The sequence below is a fragment of the Rahnella sp. PAMC25559 genome (genome assembly GCF_050632365.1).
GTDB classification, from domain to species: domain Bacteria; phylum Pseudomonadota; class Gammaproteobacteria; order Enterobacterales; family Enterobacteriaceae; genus Rahnella; species Rahnella rivi.
The window spans coordinates 4228684-4247980 of sequence record NZ_CP192543.1 but is presented as its reverse complement, the minus strand read 5'-3'; the positions used below and the strand labels follow the sequence as shown (position 1 = coordinate 4247980).

Here is a 19297-nt window from a genome sequence, read left to right as displayed (position 1 = left end):
GCCTCTGTATCCAATAAAATTGAGATAAATAAAAGTCATGAAAAGACACGAATAATAATGCCCGCAGAACTTCATCCGTGGACCTTCAGCGGCATAGGCAATGTAAACCTAGGTAATGCACAGCTACCATACAAGTATATTTATCGGGATTTAACAGGAGGGATCACAAAAACAGGGACGGATTTCCTCTGTACTGTAAGGCAGATCACAGTACAGAGAATGAACAAATGACAGGAGGGGAGAGGTTAGCCCAGCAACTCGCAATGGGGTGGCAACCGGCACTCGATGACTTCGGGCAGAACTTCAATGCGAAAATGTTTCCCGGTCAGCGGTTCGCCATCCAGATTGAAGGTCATGTCATGGGGGGCAGTGATTTCCAGCCACGGGAGATGGGCGGAGACGATATTTTTGTTTTCTTCGTTGTTGAGCAGGCTGCGAAGGAAAGACGGCAGAAGTTCTTCTGACGTCAGCAGACGCAGTTGCAGCAGGCCATCATTGATCAGCGCTTCCGGGCAAATCTGCTGGCCGCCACCGGCCTGACGGCCATTACCAATGCCGATGACCAGGGCGTCGCCTTCCCAGCTGAAATCCGGGCCTTTGATCTCGCAGCGGTCAGCCTTCAGCGTATCCAGACGTAAAAGTCCGTGAATGAAGTACGAGACGCCGCCGAGTGCCGCTTTGAGTTTTTCCGGCGTTTCGGTGGTGATACGCGTACCAAAACCGCCCGTCGCCATATTGATGAAGAAATGTTTATCATTCACCTGAGCCAGATCGATGGCTTCTGCACGGCCTTTGATCGCCAGCAATAATGCCTGTTCAGGCGCCAGCGGAATATTACAAGCGGTCGCAAAATCATTGGCAGTGCCGAGTGGCACAATGCCCAGGATCGGACGCGGGCCTTCAAGTTGCGCCAGTGCGCCGGCGACTTCGTTGATGGTGCCATCGCCGCCACCCGCGATCACCGTGTCACACCCAAGGGCGACAGCTTCTGCGACATAACGAAGGGCGTCGCCGTATTCCCAGGTTACGCGGACAAACAGTTCGATCCCTTCTTTGCGCAGAGCACCGACGGCCTCACGCAGCTCTTCATTGCCTGCGCCTTTTCCATTCAAAATCAACAGTGCTGTGGTCATGTATGCTCCTCGTTTCTTTCTATAACTACCATAAATGATTAAGCGCATACTTGGCTATCAGATAAATGATCGAAAACCTCATTCATAAATGAAATGGTTGAAATTATATATATTTATTAAAGCTATTATTTAGGCGTCAATTTTATTTATTAATAGAAAGGAAAGAAAAAATAATGAGACAGGACGGCGAACATTCAAAGGGGATTGATTACCAAAAGAAAAGCCAGCTCAAGGGAGATTGAGCTGGCCAAGGAGGTGGTTCCTAGTGTAGTCCGGTGCTTTATTTTGCATTCGAAGTAAATTGCGAATGCATATTATCCAGCCCGGCAAGAAATAGATGTGATCAGTTTCTTGTTTTCAACAAAAGCCTTATTTCGCGTGCGGATTGCGCGTATCGGTTTCTTCCAGATTGCGCAACAAGATAGCGAATTCCAGGCTGACATCCTCCGGCAGCGCTGCATACACAATGTGCCCGTTGCCTGGCGCCACGTCGGTCGGCTGGCCTTTTTTGTTGCGCAGGGCCTCCAGTTTGAACTGGATGTTGCCCTGCGGCGTCATCATTTCCACGCTGTCACCGACGCTGAATTTATTCTTCACATCGATTTCCGCCCAGCCATCGACGCGGTTGCCGGTGAATTCACCGACGAATTGCTGACGGTCGCTGACCGAGAAACCGTATTCATAGTTTTGCTGTGCGTCGTGCGTATGGCGGCGCAGAAAACCTTCGGTATAGCCGCGATGCGCCAGGCCTTCCAGCGTAGAGAGCAGGGTCGGGTCGAAGGGTTTTCCGGCGACGGCGTCATCAATGGCGCGGCGGTAAACCTGCGCGGTGCGGGCACAATAATAGAAAGATTTGGTGCGGCCTTCGATTTTCAGAGAATGCACGCCCATCCGGGTCAGGGTTTCAACGTGCTGAATGGCGCGCAGATCTTTTGAGTTCATGATGTAGGTGCCGTGTTCATCTTCGAACGCACTCATGTATTCGCCAGGACGCATCGCTTCTTCCAGCATGAAGACTTTGTCCGTTGGCTGGCCGACGCCCAGCGTCGGTTCCACGGCATCCACCTGTTGTACCGGGATCGGTTCATGCTGATGCACGATACTGCCGATATCGTTCTCTTTGCCTTCCTGAACCTTATATTCCCAGCGACAGGCGTTGGTGCAGGTTCCCTGATTCGGGTCGCGTTTGTTGATGTAACCGGAAAGCAGGCAGCGGCCGGAATACGCCATACACAGCGCACCGTGAACGAAAATTTCGATTTCCATGTCCGGCACCTGGGTGCGGATTTCAGCGATCTCTTCCAGTGACAGTTCACGCGATAAAATGACCCGTGTCAGCCCCATTTGCTTCCAGAACTTCACCGTCGCCCAGTTCACCGCGTTGGCCTGCACCGAGAGATGAATATCCATCTGCGGGAAGGCTTCGCGCACCATCATGATGAGCCCCGGATCGGACATGATCAATGCGTCCGGCCCCATGTCGATCACCGGTTGCAGGTCACGCAGGAAGGTTTTCAGCTTGGCATTGTGCGGGGCGATGTTGACCACCACGTAGAACTTTTTACCCAGCGCATGGGCTTCGTCGATGCCGGTTTGCAGATTCTGATGGTTAAATTCGTTATTACGCACGCGCAGGCTGTAACGCGGTTGTCCGGCATACACCGCATCTGCGCCATAGGCGAAAGCGTAGCGCATGTTTTTGAGGGAACCGGCAGGGGAAAGCAGTTCAGGAACAAAAGAATCGGGGGTCAACATAGTCAATCTCAGTCTGATCACAAGTCAGGGCCGTCCCGTATGCGGGGCGACGAAAGGCCAGAATTGTAACGTCTGAGTTGATCAAAAGCAGCCGGTTAGTGTGGGTATTTGGGTTTTTACGGGGTCAGATCAATTTTTGGCGACTGAGGTTGCCGCAGGAACGTGACAACCTCAGGAAAAGGGCGATCAGGCAGTTTGCTGGGTCAGATCACGGATATCCGTGGTGCTCCCGTTTTTAACCACCGACTGCACGCCTTTTTTTGCTGCACTTTCGGTCGTGTACATTTCGCTCACGCCAATCACCTGATGGTTTTTGGCTTTCAGTACGAAGTAAAACTGACCGTCTTTTGACGGTTTCACTTCGTACTGCTCTTCATGCGGGGCATTGTTTTGTACCGAGGTGATGCCGTTTTCCGCCGATGCTTTACTGGCATACATTTCACTGGTGAGAATAATCTCTCCGTTCCCGGCCTTCAGGTTAAAGTGAAACTGTCCATTCTTCGCTTTTTTCAGATCATAGTGACCAGTTGCCATAAAGGTTATCTCCAGCAAGAGGGGGGTGATTTTCCTGAGATAAGTGTAGTTAAAGAAGAATGTTTCGCGGCAATAAGAGGAAGTTATGGCATGAAATGTGAACCGGCCGACAGACTTTCAGTAACTTTACAAAACTGAAATGCCGGCCCGGAGTGCATCAGGCGAGGTGGCAGGGCTCCGCTTCCCAGCGATAACCGACGCCGTAAACCGCGCGGATAAAGGCTTTTTCCCCATCAAGGGATTCCAGCTTACGGCGGAGATTTTTGATGTGACTGTCGATAGTGCGGTCCGTCACCACGCGATAATCATCGTAAAGATTATTCAGCAGCACTTCGCGGGTAAACACGTAGCCCGGTTTCACCGAAAGGGTCTTCAGCAGCCGGAACTCCGCCGGTGTCAGCTCCAGTTCATGCCCCTGGAATGACGCCTGAAAACGCGCCTCATCAATATGCAGCCCGTTGCTTTTCGTGAACGTTTCTTCAGGCCGCACGCAGCGTCGCAGGATCACTTTTACACGCGCCACCACTTCACGCGGGCTGTAAGGCTTGCAGATATAATCATCTGCGCCAATTTCCAGCCCCAGCAGGCGGTCAATTTCTTCGGTTTTTGCCGTGACCATCATGACGGGCACGTCAGAAAACTGGCGAATATCGCGGCAGATAGACAGACCACTGCTGCCCGGCAACATCAGATCCAGCAAAATCAGCGCGGGTGGATGGGCCTTGACCTGGGCGATCACATCGTGGCCGTCCGCCAGCCACTGCGTGGCGTAACCTGCGGCCTCGAGATAGTCGATCAGCAACTGAGCGAGTTTCGGCTCATCTTCCACGATCATAATTTTTAACGGCGCAGGGCCGGACATTGCAGAATCGTTCATCAGTTTCTCGGTCCATGTGGAACAGAAAGCGGCAGGACGACAGTGACACGCACGCCGCCTGCGGGAGAGTGGCTGGCGCTTATCTGCCCGCCGTGTGCTTCGACGATATTCTGGCAGATCGCCAGGCCTAAACCTGAGCCACCGCTGGCGCGATTGCGCGAGCCTTCGGTGCGGTAAAAGCGTTCAAAAATGCGCGTCAGCTGTTCATCGCTGATGCCGGGGGCGCTGTCCTGAAAGGTCAGACACAGCGATTTCTCACGGATTTCACCCAGGATTTCCAGCCCACCATTAGGGTCAGTATAGCGCAGGCTGTTTTCCAGCAGATTATTGAAAAGCTGAGAAAGACGCTGCGGATCGCCGAACACCTCGGCGCGCTCCGGCAGCGTGCTGGTCAGGGTTAACTGTTTGCTGTGGAAACGATCGCGCGAACCGGCCTCTGCCAGCTGGACCAGATGCACGACATCGGTATCGACTTTGCGATAAGCCAGTGCGCCGGCATCAGAAAGGGAAAGCTGATGCAAATCATCCACCAGCTTGGTCAGGATCGACACCTCGGATTGCAGCGACTCCAGCGAGCCGAGAGTCATTTTACGTACGCCGTCCTGCATGGCTTCCAGCTCGCCGCGCAGCACCGCCAACGGGGTGCGCAGTTCGTGGGAGATATCAGCCATAAATGCCCGTCGCATCTGTTCATTTTTTTCCAGCGTCATCGCCAGCTGGTTGAAATCCTGCGCCAGTTTGCCCAGCTCATCCTCGCTGTCAACTTCCACCCGGGTACTGAAATTCCCCGCCGCAAGCTGATGAGTGCCGTTGACCAGCCGTTTTACCGGCGCGAGCATTCCACGGGATAAAAGCCAGGTCACGGCAGCAGCCAGCAAGGCGGTAAACGCGACAATCATCCAGCTGGTGCGGCTTTGCTGGCGCTCGAAGTTAATATCGGCATCACGGGTCAGGCGTTCAGCCGGGGTAGAAATCACCGAACCTATCACCACGCCGTTGACCGTCATTACGCGGCGCGGCCCCTGCAAATCATGAGGAACCGGCTGATCGTAACCGCCGATGCGACGATCGTTACTGTCGAGGATCCAGAATTTAGTGCGCCACCCCTGTGGCGGCATTTTCGGGCTACTGTTTTGCTCAAATGAGCGCATGAGCTGATAAATCAGCCGGTCATTTTTTTCCAGAAACTCCCAGTTGCCGTGCTGCCGGTACTGCTCCTGTAAAGTGTCTGCCAGCAACTCAACGCGCTGTTCGTTGCTCTGGCGAATGTAATCGATAAAGCCGCGCTCGAAGCTCATTCGCACGCCCCAGTTCATGGTAATAAGCACCAGCGCACAGGTGCAGAAGATGGCCATGAACAGTTTTGCGGTGATACCTGGTTTCATGATTTTCTCATTGGATCGGGAGAACCGGCCGCAGCGCGACGACGGTCAATAAGGGCATTTTTCTGCGCATCCAGCGGCACGCGTGAGAAGACCCAGGCGGGCAGGGCAATCACCAGCGCCATCGACATGTAGCAATACAAAAATGCGGTGTGCATTGCGCTGCTGCCGACGCTGACTTGCTGATGAGCAAACAGGCCGATGAGTATGCCCGCGACGCTGACGCCGAGGCTCATTGACAGTTGCATGATCATAGACAGCAAACTGTTACCGCTGCTGGCAAGGCGCGGTGGCAGATCTTTCAGCGTCAGCGTGTTCATCGACGAGAAGCGCAGTGAGTTCACCATTCCCTGGAAAAACAGCACCACGGGAATCATCCACATCGTGCCGTAAATCGCCACGAGCGGGAAGATAAGCGTAATCAGCGCCAGCAGCAGGGTGGCGATGACCAGCGCATGACGGTAGCCGAGCTGATTCACCAGCCGGACGACCACCCGTTTCATGCCCATACTGCCGAGCACCATCGGGATCATCATCAGCCCGGCATGAAACGGCGTGAAGCCCATGCCGAGTTGCAGAAAAACGGGGGTCATAAACGGCAGCATCCCGCTGCCGATGCGGCCAAGAAAACTGCCGGTCAGGCCGATTTTAAAGGTCGGCGTGTGGAAAAGGCGCAGGGAAAACAGGGCTGATAGATTACCGCGGGCGTGCAGCCAGTAAATGCCCAGCGCGCCAAAGCCGACGACGGTCAGCAGCAGCAGTTCCGGCGGGGTCAGCCCGAGGCCACGGCTGCCGTCGAGCGCCAGCGTCAGGGTGGCCATGCACACGGCGAGCATCACAAACCCGCTGATATCAAAGCGGCGGGTCTGCATTTTGTAGTTCGGCATGATCATGAGTGTTGCGATACAACCGGCGATGCCCACCGGCAGGTTAATCAAAAATATCCAGTGCCAGCTGGCGTACTGCACCAGAAAGCCGCCCAGCGCAGGGCCGAGCAGAGGGCCGACCTGACCCGGCAGCGTCACCATGGTCATGGCCGCCATATATTCACTGCGCGGCACGATTTTTAACACCGTCAGTCTGCCCACCGGCACCATCATCGCGCCGCCAACGCCCTGCACCACGCGGGACATCACCAGTTCGCGCAGGCTGTCGGACTGTGCACACAGCAGCGAACCTAAGGTGAACAGGACGATGGCCGAAAAGAAAACCCACTTAACGCCGACTTTGTCTGCCAGCCAGCCACTGGCGGGCAGCATCACGGCCACGGTCAGGACATACGCGACCACCACCGAGTGCATGTGCAATGGGTTTTCACCCAGGCTGTGGGCCATCGACGGCAGCGCGGTGTTAACGATGGTGGTATCGAGTGCCTGCATGAAGAAGCCAAAGGCGACGATCCACAACTGCCAGCGCACAGAGGGCGGCAGGGGGGCGGAGGGCAGTACGGTGTCAGTGTTTTCAGATTTCATCGGGTTATCACATCAGCACAATCATTGTCGCGGCTTGCAGAGGGTCATCAGGCCAGACCTACAGTGTAGCCAGATTGCTCCGGCAGAAAATGGAGGAATTAAGGAGAGTCCCCCTCATTTCTCCCAACGATTTGGACATGACTTATGACAAAAAGGTCGGACTTTCAGCCACCCATTTTATATCAGAATGCTAAGGTAAACCCTGAATCACAAATCGTTCGCACGCGAAGAAAATCTACCCTGACCGTTTAGAGGAGTGAGTGATGAGTAAAAGAGAATTAGGCCGTTCAGGTATCCAGGTGCCGGTACTGACTTTTGGTGGCAACGTGTTTGGCTGGACGGTCGATCAGACGGCCTCCTTCAGCCTGCTCGATGCCTTGCTGGATCACAACCTGAACTTTATCGACACCGCCGACGTGTATTCCGCCTGGGTCGAGGGCAATCAGGGCGGCGAGTCCGAAACGATCATCGGCAACTGGCTGAAGAAAACCGGTAAACGCGATCAGATCGTTCTGGCGACTAAAGTCGGTAAACCCATGGGAGAAGGCAAAGTGGGCCTGTCCCCCCGCTACATTAAAGACGCGGTGGAAGCTTCGCTCAGACGGCTGCAAACGGACTATATCGATCTCTACCAGTCACATGATGATGATGCCGATACGCCGCTGGCTGAAACCATGGCCGCGTTTGATGCGCTGATTAAAGAAGGTAAAGTCCGTGCCGTTGGCGCGTCGAACTACAGCGCGCCGCGTCTGGCCGAGGCGCTGAAAGTCAGTAAGGAGAACGGGCTGGCGCGGTATGAAACTCTGCAACCCTTGTACAACCTGTATGACCGCAAAGTGTATGAAGAAGCACTGGAAAAGGTCGTGACGGACAACGGTCTGGGCGTCATTAACTTTTACGGGCTGGCCGCCGGCTTCCTGACCGGGAAATACCGCACTCAGGCTGACGCCAGTAAAAGTCTGCGCGGTGAAAGTGTGGTTACGCGTTATCTCGATGAACGCGGTCTGAAGGTGCTACGGGGGCTGGATCAGGTCGCTGAAAAGCACGGTGCGCAGCCTGGACAGGTCGCGCTGGCATGGCAGATTGCCCGCCCCTCCATCACTTCCCCGATCGTCAGCGCGACATCCTTGCAGCAGCTGAACGAACTGGCGCAGGCCGCGACGCTGAAACTGGATGATGCAGATATTCAGACGCTGAATGACGCCAGCGCCTGGTAAATTTGCCGTCTCACAAATAAAAAAACCGCCCGGATGTCTCAGGCGGTTTTTTTACATCCGGCGTTCAGCGATTAACGGAACAGCGTTTGTGCCCAGCGAGCCAGACCGGCGGTCACCGAGCCGAAATCATTGCCACCCACCAGCGGAATACCCGGCAACTGCGCCTGCAATGCCGCGCGCAGAAGCGGGGAACGCGCACTGCCACCGGTCAGATAAATCACGTCCGGTTTTATTTCGCTGCTTGCCAGCGCGAGATTGACCTGTTCCTGAATGCGCTCCAGCGGCTGTGCAATGGCTTCGCTCAGTTGCTGCTGGCTGATGGTTTCTGCCAGACCGGATTCGATGAAGTCCATGGCGGCCGTGACGTTCTCGCGTTCCGAAAGCGCTATCTTGCTCTCTTCCGCCGCACGCACCAGACGATAGCTCAGGCGCTGTTGCTGGACTTTCAGCAGGCGCTTAATCAGCTCCGGCTGCGCGGCGTCACGGATCAAATCGCGCAACATGCGGCCATTGGCGACGCTGTAAAAATCCAGCTGCGCCGGGACATCATTTGTCGCTACCGCATTCCAGTAAGGCAGCGCAGGGATCGCCGTGCCTTTTTGGGTTTCGCTGCCCATGCCGAACTGAGGCGTCAGTTGTTTGAACGCCGTCATGATATCCAGATCGTTACCGCCAACGCGGCAACCGCTGTGGCCGAGCAGGCTGTTCTGGCGTTCTGCTTTATCACGCCATTGCGGGCCCATCAGCAACACCGAGCAGTCCGTGGTTCCGCCGCCGATATCGACGACCAGCACCGTTTTCTCTTCAGTCAGCGTGGCTTCAAAATCCAGACCGGCAGCGACCGGCTCAAACTGGAAAGCGATATCACGGAAACCGGCACGTTCTGCGGCGCGTTGCAAAATACCCTGCGCCTGACGGTTTGCGTCATCTCCGCCCATGCCCTGGAAGTTAATTGGCCGGCCAATGACGGTCTGATGAATCGTCTCTTGCAGGACAGATTCTGCCTGACGCTTGATGTGGAACATCATGGCGCAGACCAGATCTTCGAACAGTGCAATTTGCTGTGGTTTCAGGCCGTTTGCGCCAAGGAAGGATTTCGGAGAGCGGACAAAATAAACCTCTTCCGGATCTTCCATATACGTTGCCAGCGCCTGCAAACCAAAGTGAACGCTGTTGGCGTTAACCGGAATATCTTCCTCACGGTTAAAACTGACACTGCGGCGCAGCAGCGCCAGATTTTCATCACTGCCTGTCGGCACCTGTCCGTGACGGTTCAGCCATTCGCTGACCGCTTCACGCGATGGTGCACACAGCATGGAGGGTAAATAAGGATCGTTATTTTCTAACGCCAGCAGGTGGGCGTTATTGTCGCGCATCACCGCAACGGAGCAATTCGCTGTACCGTAGTCAAATCCAATAAACATTACTGTTCCCCATGCCAAAGAAGGGGCGGGACTTTACCGGAGCGGGCGACTTTCATCAAGCAGGAAGGGGACATGTTTTGAGATTTTTAGTATGAATTATTCCCTCTCTTTTCACGGAGAGGGAATAAAAACGGCCTGATTTTATTTCAGTAACGCCTGTGCTTTCGCGACAACGTTATCGACCGTAAAGCCGAACTCTTTGAACAACTGTTCAGCAGGGGCTGATTCGCCGAAGCTGGTCATGCCAACCACGCCGCCATTAAGGCCGACGTATTTGTACCAGTAATCCGCAATACCTGCTTCAACCGCCAGGCGTGCCGTGACTTCTTTTGGCAGCACCGATTCGCGGTATGCCGTGTCCTGTTTGTCATACACGTCAGTGGACGGCATGGAAACCACGCGCACTTTCGTGCCTGCTGCGGCCAGCTTGTCTGCGGCTTCAACCGTGATACCCACTTCAGAGCCGGTGGCAATCAGGATGACGTCAGGTGTGCCCTGGCAATCTTTCAGCACATAACCGCCGCGCGCCACGTTAGCCAGTTGCTCCGGTGTACGCGGTTGCTGGGTCAAGTTCTGACGGGAGAAAATCAGCGCAGCCGGGCCGTCGTTACGCTCGATGGCATATTTCCACGCAATCGCCGACTCGACCTGATCGGCCGGACGCCACAGACTCATGTTGGGGGTGACGCGCAGGCTGGCCATTTGCTCGACCGGCTGGTGCGTCGGGCCGTCTTCGCCCAGACCGATGGAGTCATGGGTGTAAACGAACACGTTGCGGATCTTCATCAGCGACGCCATTCGTACCGCATTACGGGCGTACTCAACGAACATCAGGAAAGTGGCTGAATAAGGCAGGAAACCGCCGTGCAGCGCGATGCCGTTGGAGATTGCCGTCATGCCGAACTCACGTACGCCATAGTGAATGTAGTTACCGGCCAGATCATCGCCCAGGGATTTCGAGCCGGACCACATGGTCAGGTTGCTAGGGGCAAGGTCAGCGGAGCCGCCGAGGAATTCAGGCAAGATTTTACCGAAGGCTTCCAGCGTATTTTGTGAAGCTTTACGGCTGGCAATATTGGCCGGGGCGGCCTGCAAACCTTCAATGAATTTCTGTGCTTCAGCTTCCCAGTTTTCAGGCAGCTCACCGTTCACACGACGTTTGAATTCTTTCGCCAGATCAGGATAAGCACTCGCATAGGCGGCGAACTTTTCATCCCAGGCTTTTTCTTTCGCTTTACCCGCTTCTTTGGCATCCCAGGCAGCATAAATATCCTGCGGGATTTCAAAGGCAGGGTAGTTCCAGCCCAGCGCTTTACGGGTGGCAGCCACTTCATCCACACCCAGCGCAGCACCGTGCGCATCGTGCGTACCGGCTTTATTAGGTGAACCAAAACCGATGACTGTTTTGCACAGTAACAGGGAAGGTCTGTCGGTCACTTTGTGGGATTCTTCGATGGCCGCTTTGATGGCGTCAGCATTCTGACCATCGACACCACGGATCACGTGCCAGCCATAGGCTTCGAAACGTTTGGCCGTGTCATCGGTGAACCAGCCTTCAACATGGCCGTCGATAGAAATGCCGTTGTCATCATAAAACGCGGTCAGTTTACCGAGTTTCATGGTGCCAGCCAGCGAGCAGGCTTCGTGGGAAATCCCTTCCATCATGCAACCGTCGCCCATAAAGGCATAAGTGTGGTGGTTAACGATGTCGTGGTTTTCACGGTTGAACTGTGCGGCCAGCGTGCGTTCTGCAATCGCAAAACCCACGGCATTGGCGATGCCCTGACCCAACGGGCCGGTGGTCGTTTCAACGCCCGGCGTATAACCATATTCCGGGTGGCCCGGTGTTTTGGAGTGCAGCTGGCGGAAATTCTCCAGCTCTTTCATCGGCAGATCATAACCGGTGAGGTGCAGCAGGCTGTATATCAGCATCGAGCCGTGACCGTTGGACAGCACGAAGCGATCGCGGTCTGCCCAGTGCGGGTTGGTCGGGTTGTGATTCATGTAATCGCGCCACAACACTTCGGCGATATCCGCCATCCCCATGGGCGCGCCTGGGTGGCCGGAATTGGCTTTCTGCACCGCATCCATGCTTAAGGCACGGATAGCGTTCGCGAGTTCTCTACGAGAAGGCATATTTTTCTCCGGTGAATGGCCGCTGAACAGGTCAACGGCCATTGAAATAACAGTGAGTGGAATTACAGTTGAGCAGAAAGCATGTCTTCGAGTTTCTGCTGATCGACGGCGAACAGGCGGATACCTTCAGCCAGTTTCTCAACTGCCATGGCGTCCTGATGATGCTCCCAAAGGAATTCTGCCTGAGTCAGCGGTGCAGGCTGTTTGCTGCCCTGCGACGACGCTTGCAGCTTACGTTCCACCGGTGCCTCGCTGGCTTTCAGCTCTTCCAGCAGGGCCGGTGAAATGGTCAGGCGGTCGCAGCCCGCCAGTGCCAGAATCTGTTCAACTTTACGGAAGCTGGCCCCCATGATCACCGTCTCGTAGCCGTGTGATTTGTAGTATGTGTAGATCTCACGGACAGATTTCACGCCCGGATCTTTTTCTACGTCATAGGTGGCGTCAGGATCTTTGGCTTTGTACCAGTCATAAATGCGGCCAACGAACGGGGAAATCAGGTAGACATTGGCTTCGGCGCAGGCGCGTGCCTGAGCAAAGGAGAACAGCAGCGTCAGGTTACAGTTGATGCCTTCTTTTTCCAGTTCTTCGGCGGCTTTGATGCCTTCCCACGTAGAGGCCAGTTTGATCAGAATACGGGATTTATCGATCCCCTGTTCCTGATATAAGCCGATGAGTTTGCGGGCTTTCGCGAGGCATTTTTCGCTGTCAAAAGACATACGCGCATCCACTTCTGTCGAGATGCGACCGGGCACGCTTTTGAGGATTTCGACACCGATATTGACCGCCAGTTTGTCCGTGGCGTTGATCACCTGATCTTCTTTGCTGCCACCTTGTTTGCGGGCGTAGTCCACCGCGTCTTTGATCAAATTCTGATACTGCGGGAGGTCGGCGGCTTTCAGGATTAAGGATGGATTGGTGGTGGCATCCTGCGGTTCGAAATGACGGATAGATTCAATGTCACCGCTGTCGGCAACCACGGTAGTTAGCTTTTTGAGGGCGTCTAACTGGTTCATCTCTACATCTCCTTAGCTAAAAAACGATACAGCAACAGGTCGTGCGACTCTTTTTCACAGGGGGTCTACCCTGCATCATTCTGTTAACAATATGAATACGCTTTTTCTGATTGTTGTAATGGGTCAGAGCAATGAAAAAGCAAAAGCCTACGCAAGGCTGAGCTTTCAACCTGAGTTGCGCAAGGGGGAACCTTAAGCTTAGTTGAATTTTGCGAGACGTCTTCCGCGAACGAAAAGTAATCAATGTAACGCACAACTTTTGGTCGTGCTTCGGTCTGTGTCGTGGCAGGTTATCTATACTGTTGTGCGGGAAAACCGGATGTTGCGGCTTCCCTTGCTCTGTACCCCTGAAAAAAATAAGAAACAGAAAAGGACCCTACGATGGACGAACAACTCAAGCAAAGTGCGCTCGATTTTCACGAATTCCCGGTGCCCGGAAAGATTCAGGTTTCCCCGACAAAACCGCTCGCCACACAGCGGGATCTGGCGCTGGCGTACTCGCCGGGCGTGGCCGCGCCTTGTCTCGAAATTCAAAAAGATCCGCTGGCGGCTTACAAATACACGGCCAAGGGGAATCTGGTGGCCGTGATTTCTAACGGCACGGCGGTGCTCGGCCTCGGCAATATTGGTGCGCTGGCGGGTAAACCTGTGATGGAAGGCAAGGGCGTATTATTTAAAAAATTCGCCGGTATCGATGTGTTTGATATCGAAGTGGATGAGTTGGATCCCGACCGGTTAATCGACGTCATTGCCGCGCTGGAGCCAACGTTTGGCGGCATCAATCTTGAAGATATCAAAGCGCCGGAGTGTTTTTACATCGAGAAGAAACTGCGCGAGCGCATGAATATTCCGGTGTTCCACGACGATCAGCATGGCACCGCGATCATCTGTACCGCCGCTGTTCTGAATGGTTTGCGCGTGGTCGGGAAAAATATTTCAGACGTACGGCTGGTGGTGTCGGGGGCGGGAGCCTCGGCGATTGCCTGTCTGAATTTACTGGTGGCGCTGGGGCTGAAGCGCCACAACATTACGGCCTGTGATTCCCGCGGCGTGATTTATCAAGGCCGTGAAGAGAACATGGCTGAAACCAAAGCGGTGTATGCCATCGAAGACAACGGCCAGCGCACGCTGGCGGACGCTATCCCGCAAGCGGATATTTTCCTCGGTTGTTCCGGGCCTGGCGTGCTGACGCAGGACATGGTGAAAACCATGGCAAAAGATCCGCTGATCCTGGCGCTCGCGAACCCGGAACCGGAGATTCTGCCGCCGCTGGCAAAGGCCGTCCGCCCTGATGCCATTATCTGCACCGGCCGGTCTGACTACCCTAATCAGGTGAACAATGTTCTGTGTTTCCCGTTTATTTTTCGCGGGGCGCTGGACGTTGGCGCAACGACCATCAATGAAGAAATGAAGCTGGCCTGTGTCCATGCGATCGCCGATCTGGCAATGGCCGAGCAAAGCGATGTAGTGGCTTCGGCCTACGGTGAAGAGGAGCTGTCGTTCGGCCCTGACTACATCATTCCTAAGCCTTTTGATCCGCGATTGATCGTGAAAATTGCCCCGGCGGTGGCTAAGGCGGCGATGGATTCTGGTGTCGCCACGCGGCCCATTCTGGATTTCGATGCCTACGTCGAGAAGCTTTCGGAGTTCGTTTATAAAACCAATTTGTTTATGAAACCGATTTTCTCGCAGGCCAAAAAAGAAGCGAAGCGGGTGGTGATGGCCGAAGGTGAAGAGGAGCGCGTTTTGCAGGCCACGCAGGAACTGATCACTCTCGGTCTGGCGAAACCGATTCTGGTCGGGCGACCGAGCGTGATTGAAATGCGCATCAAGAAACTCGGTCTGCAACTCGAAGCGGGAAAAGATTTCGAAGTGGTCAATAACGAATCCGATCCGCGCTTTAACGAGTACTGGCGTGAATATTATGACCGCATGAAACGACGCGGCGTCTCGCAGGAGCAGGCCCGGCGCGCGGTGATCGGCAATCCGACGCTTATCGCGGCGATTATGCTGCTGCGCGGTGAAGCCGATGCGATGATTTGCGGCACGGTCGGTACCTACCATGAACATTACGATATCGTGGAAAAGGTGTTTGGTTTTCGCGAAGGCACCCACGTTGCCGGAGCAATGAATGCCTTGCTGTTGCCGAGCGGCAATACCTTTATTGCGGATACCTATGTCAATGATGATCCGACCGCAGAACAGCTGGCGGAAATTACCCTGATGGCGGCAGAAACGGTGCGGCGTTTTGGTATCGAGCCGAAAGTGGCGCTGTTATCCCATTCCAGTTTCGGCACGTCGGACAGCCCGGCGGCGCTTAAAATGCGCAGGACGCTGGAGCTGGTAAACGCGCGCGAGCCGGATCTCGAAATCGATGGTGAGATGCACGGTGACGCTGCGCTGGTGGAAAGCATTCGTCAGGACATCATGCCGGACAGCCCGCTGAAAGGGGCGGCCAATATTTTGATTATGCCGAATATGGAATCAGCCCGCATCAGCTACAACCTGTTGCGGGTGTCCAGTTCGGAAGGGGTGACCGTCGGACCGGTGCTGATGGGGGTTTCAAAACCGGTGCACATTCTCACGCCCATTGCCTCGGTACGCCGTATTGTGAATATGGTGGCGCTGGCCGTGGTAGAGGCGCAAACCGAACCTTTATAACGCGGGGATCCTGACGAAAACGGGCATCAGCAGGATGCCCGTGACGTCTGCTTGCGGCCTCAGTATTTCACTTCGCCGATGCGTTCGAGCGCATCGACGATCAGATCCCAGAAACGTTGATGATCCAGTTTTACCGCCACTTGTGTATGGCAGTCCGGCGGCGGCGGGGCGCGGAAATCAGCCACGGTCATGCCAAGCGTCAATGTGCCGGTCAGTTCGATATCTACCGGCACTTTGCGTACGGTCATTACGTTCGGATCAATGACGTAAGCGACGGCGCAGGGGTCATGAACCGGCGGGGAATCAAATCCCTGACGATCTTTGTAACTTAGTCCGAAGAAATCGAGCAGCTCGCCCACAAATTTTGCCGGTTGCGTGCCGACGGCGGCGATACGCGCCGCGACTTCCGGCGTTGCCAGTGCCTGATGAGTGAGATCCAGACCGACCATGGTCAGCGGCCATTTCTCGTTGAAGACGATATGCGCGGCTTCCGGGTCGATTTTGATGTTGAACTCCGCGACGGCGCTCCAGTTACCGACATGATAACCGCCGCCCATCAGCACGACTTCTTTGACGCGTTCAGCAATGCGCGGTTCTTTGCGTACCGCCATGGCGATGTTGGTCAGGCCGCCGGTAGGCACCAGCGTGATGGTTTTTGGCGGATGCGACATGATCAAATCAATGATCAGATCGATGGCGTGAACGGGTTCCAGCGTGATGGCCGCTTCCGGCAATATCGGGCCATCCAGACCAGAATCGCCGTGGATTTCGTCGGCGATTTCCACCTGACGCACCAGCGGACGAGTGGCACCTGCGGCAAAGGGCACGCCGGTCAGGTTAATCACCCGCGCCACAGCAAGGGCGTTACGGGTGACTTTTTCCAGCGTCTGGTTACCGACTACGGTGGTGACTGCCAGCAGTTCGATTTCCGGATTACCGTGTGCCAGCAGCATGGCGATGGCATCGTCATGCCCCGGATCGCAATCCAGGATGATCTTTTTGACCATGTTTTATTCCTTTAAAGTGTAGGGATACATCGTTTTGCCTGACCGGATTATTTTTTAGCTTGTTGCAGCCACTTATCCAGTTCATTGGCGAATTGCTGGCGGTCGCGCTGATTGAGCGCGGGCGGTCCGCCGGTTTGCACGCCGCTGGCGCGCATGGTGTCCATAAAATCACGCATATTCAGGCGCTCTTTAATGGTTTCGGTGGTGTAGCGCTCGCCGCGCGGGTTGAGCGCCACGCCGCCTTTTTCGATGACTTCGGCGGCCAGCGGGATGTCGGCGGTGATCACTAAATCTCCCGGCTCAGTGCGCTTCACAATTTCGTTATCCGCCACGTCAAAGCCCGCCTCAACGCGCAGGGTGCGCAGGAATTTTGACGGCGGCGTGCGGATGATTTGGTTAGCCACTAACGTCACCATCATGCCGGTTCGTTCCGCGGCACGGAACAGGACGTCTTTGATGACATTCGGACAGGCATCGGCATCAACCCAGATTTGCATCAGTGTCGCTCCCCGTAAGATCAGTGTGCAGATTCAGCCAGTCGCGTGGCGGCAGGAAATCACTGTACAGCGCCGCTTCCGGGCTGCCGGCTTCAGGCTGATAACCGTATTCCCAGCGGACCAGCGGCGGCATTGACATCAGAATCGACTCCGTACGGCCACCGGTTTGCAGGCCAAACAGCGTTCCGCGATCCCACACCAGATTGAATTCGACATAGCGGCCACGGCGATAGAGCTGGAACTGGCGCTCACGTTCGCCCCACGGCAGCAATTTGCGCTTTTCAACAATGGGCAGATAAGCGTCGGTGAAACCGTTGCCCACAGCCTGCATAAAGTCAAAGCTGGTGGCGAAATCCGGAGTATTGAGATCGTCAAAGAACAGGCCGCCGATGCCGCGCGCCTCATTGCGGTGTTTAATAAAGAAGTAGTCGTCGCACCATTTTTTGTATTTCGGATAGACGTCGTCACCAAATGGCTGGCACAGCTGTTGCGCCGTGAGATGCCAGTGGCGGGCGTCTTCTTCAAATCCGTAATAAGGGGTGAGGTCAAACCCGCCGCCGAACCACCATACCGGGGCTTCACCGGCTTTTTCGGCAATGAAGAAACGCACGTTCGCGTGGCTGGTGGGGACATAAGGATTCAGCGGATGAATCACCAGAGAAACGCCCATCGCCTGAAAGCTGCGCCCTGCGAGCTCGGGGCGGTGCGCGGTGGCGGAAGCGGGGAGCATCGCGCCGGAGACGTGGGAAAAATTAACGCCAGCCTGTTCGAAGACTGCGCCATTCGTTAACACCCGGCTCTGGCCGCCGCCGCCTTCTTCACGCACCCACTGATCCTCGGCGAACTGGCCCTGACCGTCGGCGGCAGCCAGTTGCTGAGTGATGTGCTCCTGCAGTGAAAGCAGGAAGGTTTTAACTTGCTGAATGTCGGGAATCGATTGGCTCACAGGCAAACTCGCAGACGTTGACTGAAAAGACATTCAGCGCCTTACGGGCGCTGAATGAGAGAAAAGTGGACGCTATTATATACCCAAAATCATTCGAGTTGCAGGAAGGCGGCACTGTCCGTAATTCGGATGAGTCAGAGCCGCCAGGGCATGTGCAGCCCGAAGAATGAAGATTATCGTGGTTTACGCTCATTGGCATCGAAATAGCTGAAGAAGTTAATGATCCCCTGCGAAATCGCCTGTGCAATCTCTTTACGAAACGCTGTGGTGCTCAGCAGTTGCTCTTCCTGATGGTTGGTGATGAAAGACGTTTCTACCAAAATCGAGGGAATAGACGGCGATTTCAGCACGGCAAAAGCGGCCTGCTCCGTCTGCTGACTGTGTAAATGGTGAATAGGGCGGATTCTGTCGAGCACATGGTGGCCGAGTGTCAGGCTGTTTTTGATGGTGTCGGTTTGCACCAGGTCAAACAGCACCTGCTGCAGGTAATTGTTATCTTCTTTGGCATATTTCGCCCCGGCGACCAAATCGGCGTCGTTCTCTTTTTTGGACATGTATCGCGCCATCGCGCTGCTGGCACCCCGGTTAGAAAGTGCAAACACTGACGCGCCGGAAGCGCTCGGGCTGGTGTAACCATCGGCGTGAATTGAAACGAACAAATCGGCCTGATGCTGATGCGCCAGCTCAACACGCTGATACAGCGGGATAAAGTGGTCGGAATCTCGCGTCAGCCTGACCTCAATATGGCTCTGCGCCCCAAGGATTTCGCGCACATAGTTGGCAATCTCCAGCACCACATGTTTCTCTTCCGATCCTTCATGGCCGACGGCACCGGAATCGATCCCGCCGTGGCCAGGGTCGATCATCACCAGCTTTTTCGAACCCGGCGGTTTCGGCGCCGGAGCGGATTTGGTGATGTGTTCCTGCTGCGCTGCGCTGGCAGAACGGGAACCAAAGGCGGCAATGGCTAAACCCAGGCCGGATAACAGGAGCTGGCGACGGGTAGCGGAAGCGGGCAGAGGCTGGAAATGCAGAAATTTGTTCAGGGGGTTTAACATCAGTCCATTACCGTCATAAAAAAGCAGAATGCCCTATGTTATAGAGTATCTTTTTTATAGTTTCGATCTGAGAACTATTACTGTTTATGAATTTTGTGTCGCGAATTAATATATTGGCGGACAAATATATCTCAAATTAATGATTCATGAGCTGACGGGCTGACAAACGGCCAGAGAAAAAACGC

15 protein-coding genes are annotated in these 19297 nt (G+C 54.8%); 2 read left to right on the top strand and 13 right to left on the bottom strand.

Going from position 1 to position 19297, the window contains the following annotated elements; genetic code table 11:
* Positions 1-245: 245 nt before the first annotated feature.
* The 6 genes from yegS to mdtD form a co-directional block, all read right to left on the bottom strand.
* Positions 246-1133 carry a lipid kinase YegS gene (yegS, locus tag ACQZQY_RS20580; RefSeq protein WP_122097436.1) on the bottom strand — a complete coding sequence of 296 codons (888 nt, stop codon included), beginning with the start codon at positions 1131-1133 and terminating at the stop codon, positions 246-248.
* 369 nt (positions 1134-1502) lie between these two features.
* Entirely contained in the window at positions 1503-2888 is a 1386-nt protein-coding gene (yegQ, locus tag ACQZQY_RS20575; RefSeq protein WP_122097437.1) for a tRNA 5-hydroxyuridine modification protein YegQ, read from the bottom strand.
* A gap of 186 nt (positions 2889-3074) precedes the next feature.
* Positions 3075-3422, bottom strand: coding sequence for a YegP family protein (locus ACQZQY_RS20570; RefSeq protein ID WP_122097438.1), 348 nt, complete (start codon positions 3420-3422; stop codon positions 3075-3077).
* A gap of 157 nt (positions 3423-3579) precedes the next feature.
* The gene (baeR, locus tag ACQZQY_RS20565; protein WP_431296313.1) at positions 3580-4299 is read right to left on the bottom strand and encodes a two-component system response regulator BaeR; all 720 of its coding nucleotides are present in this window, start codon (positions 4297-4299) and stop codon (positions 3580-3582) included.
* A complete protein-coding gene (gene baeS, locus ACQZQY_RS20560; protein ID WP_056781171.1) occupies positions 4299-5684 on the bottom strand; it encodes a two-component system sensor histidine kinase BaeS in 1386 nt (461 codons plus the stop codon). Before baeS ends, baeR begins: the two co-directional genes overlap by 1 nt.
* On the bottom strand, positions 5681-7153 hold the full coding sequence (gene mdtD, locus ACQZQY_RS20555; protein WP_431296312.1) for a multidrug transporter subunit MdtD: 1473 nt from the start codon (positions 7151-7153) through the stop codon (positions 5681-5683). The genes baeS and mdtD overlap by 4 nt, the downstream gene beginning before the upstream one ends.
* A gap of 263 nt (positions 7154-7416) precedes the next feature.
* On the opposite strand from mdtD, the gene ACQZQY_RS20550 reads away from it, so the two are divergent.
* Entirely contained in the window at positions 7417-8370 is a 954-nt protein-coding gene (locus ACQZQY_RS20550) for an aldo/keto reductase (RefSeq protein WP_431296311.1), read from the top strand.
* A gap of 71 nt (positions 8371-8441) precedes the next feature.
* On the opposite strand, the gene yegD is transcribed toward ACQZQY_RS20550, so the two are convergent.
* The 3 genes from yegD to tal form a co-directional block, all read right to left on the bottom strand.
* A complete protein-coding gene (gene yegD, locus ACQZQY_RS20545; RefSeq protein ID WP_056781166.1) occupies positions 8442-9794 on the bottom strand; it encodes a molecular chaperone in 1353 nt (450 codons plus the stop codon).
* 141 nt (positions 9795-9935) lie between these two features.
* Entirely contained in the window at positions 9936-11930 is a 1995-nt protein-coding gene (gene tkt / locus ACQZQY_RS20540) for a transketolase (RefSeq protein ID WP_431296310.1), read from the bottom strand.
* A gap of 62 nt (positions 11931-11992) precedes the next feature.
* Entirely contained in the window at positions 11993-12943 is a 951-nt protein-coding gene (gene tal, locus ACQZQY_RS20535; protein WP_217204601.1) for a transaldolase, read from the bottom strand.
* Between the two features lie 381 nt (positions 12944-13324).
* Here tal and maeB point away from each other — a divergent pair, with 381 nt between their 5' ends.
* A complete protein-coding gene (maeB, locus tag ACQZQY_RS20530) occupies positions 13325-15604 on the top strand; it encodes an NADP-dependent oxaloacetate-decarboxylating malate dehydrogenase (RefSeq protein ID WP_056781154.1) in 2280 nt (759 codons plus the stop codon).
* A gap of 59 nt (positions 15605-15663) precedes the next feature.
* Here maeB and ACQZQY_RS20525 read toward each other — a convergent pair whose 3' ends face one another.
* From ACQZQY_RS20525 to amiA, 4 genes are all read right to left on the bottom strand, one after another.
* Positions 15664-16611 (bottom strand): nucleoside hydrolase, encoded by a 948-nt coding sequence (locus tag ACQZQY_RS20525; RefSeq protein WP_431296309.1) that lies wholly within the window; start codon positions 16609-16611, stop codon positions 15664-15666.
* 47 nt (positions 16612-16658) lie between these two features.
* Positions 16659-17108 carry a YaiI/YqxD family protein gene (locus tag ACQZQY_RS20520; RefSeq protein ID WP_056781148.1) on the bottom strand — a complete coding sequence of 150 codons (450 nt, stop codon included), beginning with the start codon at positions 17106-17108 and terminating at the stop codon, positions 16659-16661.
* Positions 17092-18087, bottom strand: a complete 996-nt coding sequence (gene hemF, locus ACQZQY_RS20515; protein WP_431296308.1) for an oxygen-dependent coproporphyrinogen oxidase — start codon at positions 18085-18087, stop codon at positions 17092-17094. Before hemF ends, ACQZQY_RS20520 begins: the two co-directional genes overlap by 17 nt.
* A 140-nt stretch (positions 18088-18227) precedes the next feature.
* On the bottom strand, positions 18228-19112 hold the full coding sequence (gene amiA, locus ACQZQY_RS20510) for an N-acetylmuramoyl-L-alanine amidase AmiA (protein WP_056781140.1): 885 nt from the start codon (positions 19110-19112) through the stop codon (positions 18228-18230).
* Between the last annotated feature and the right edge of the window lie 185 nt (positions 19113-19297).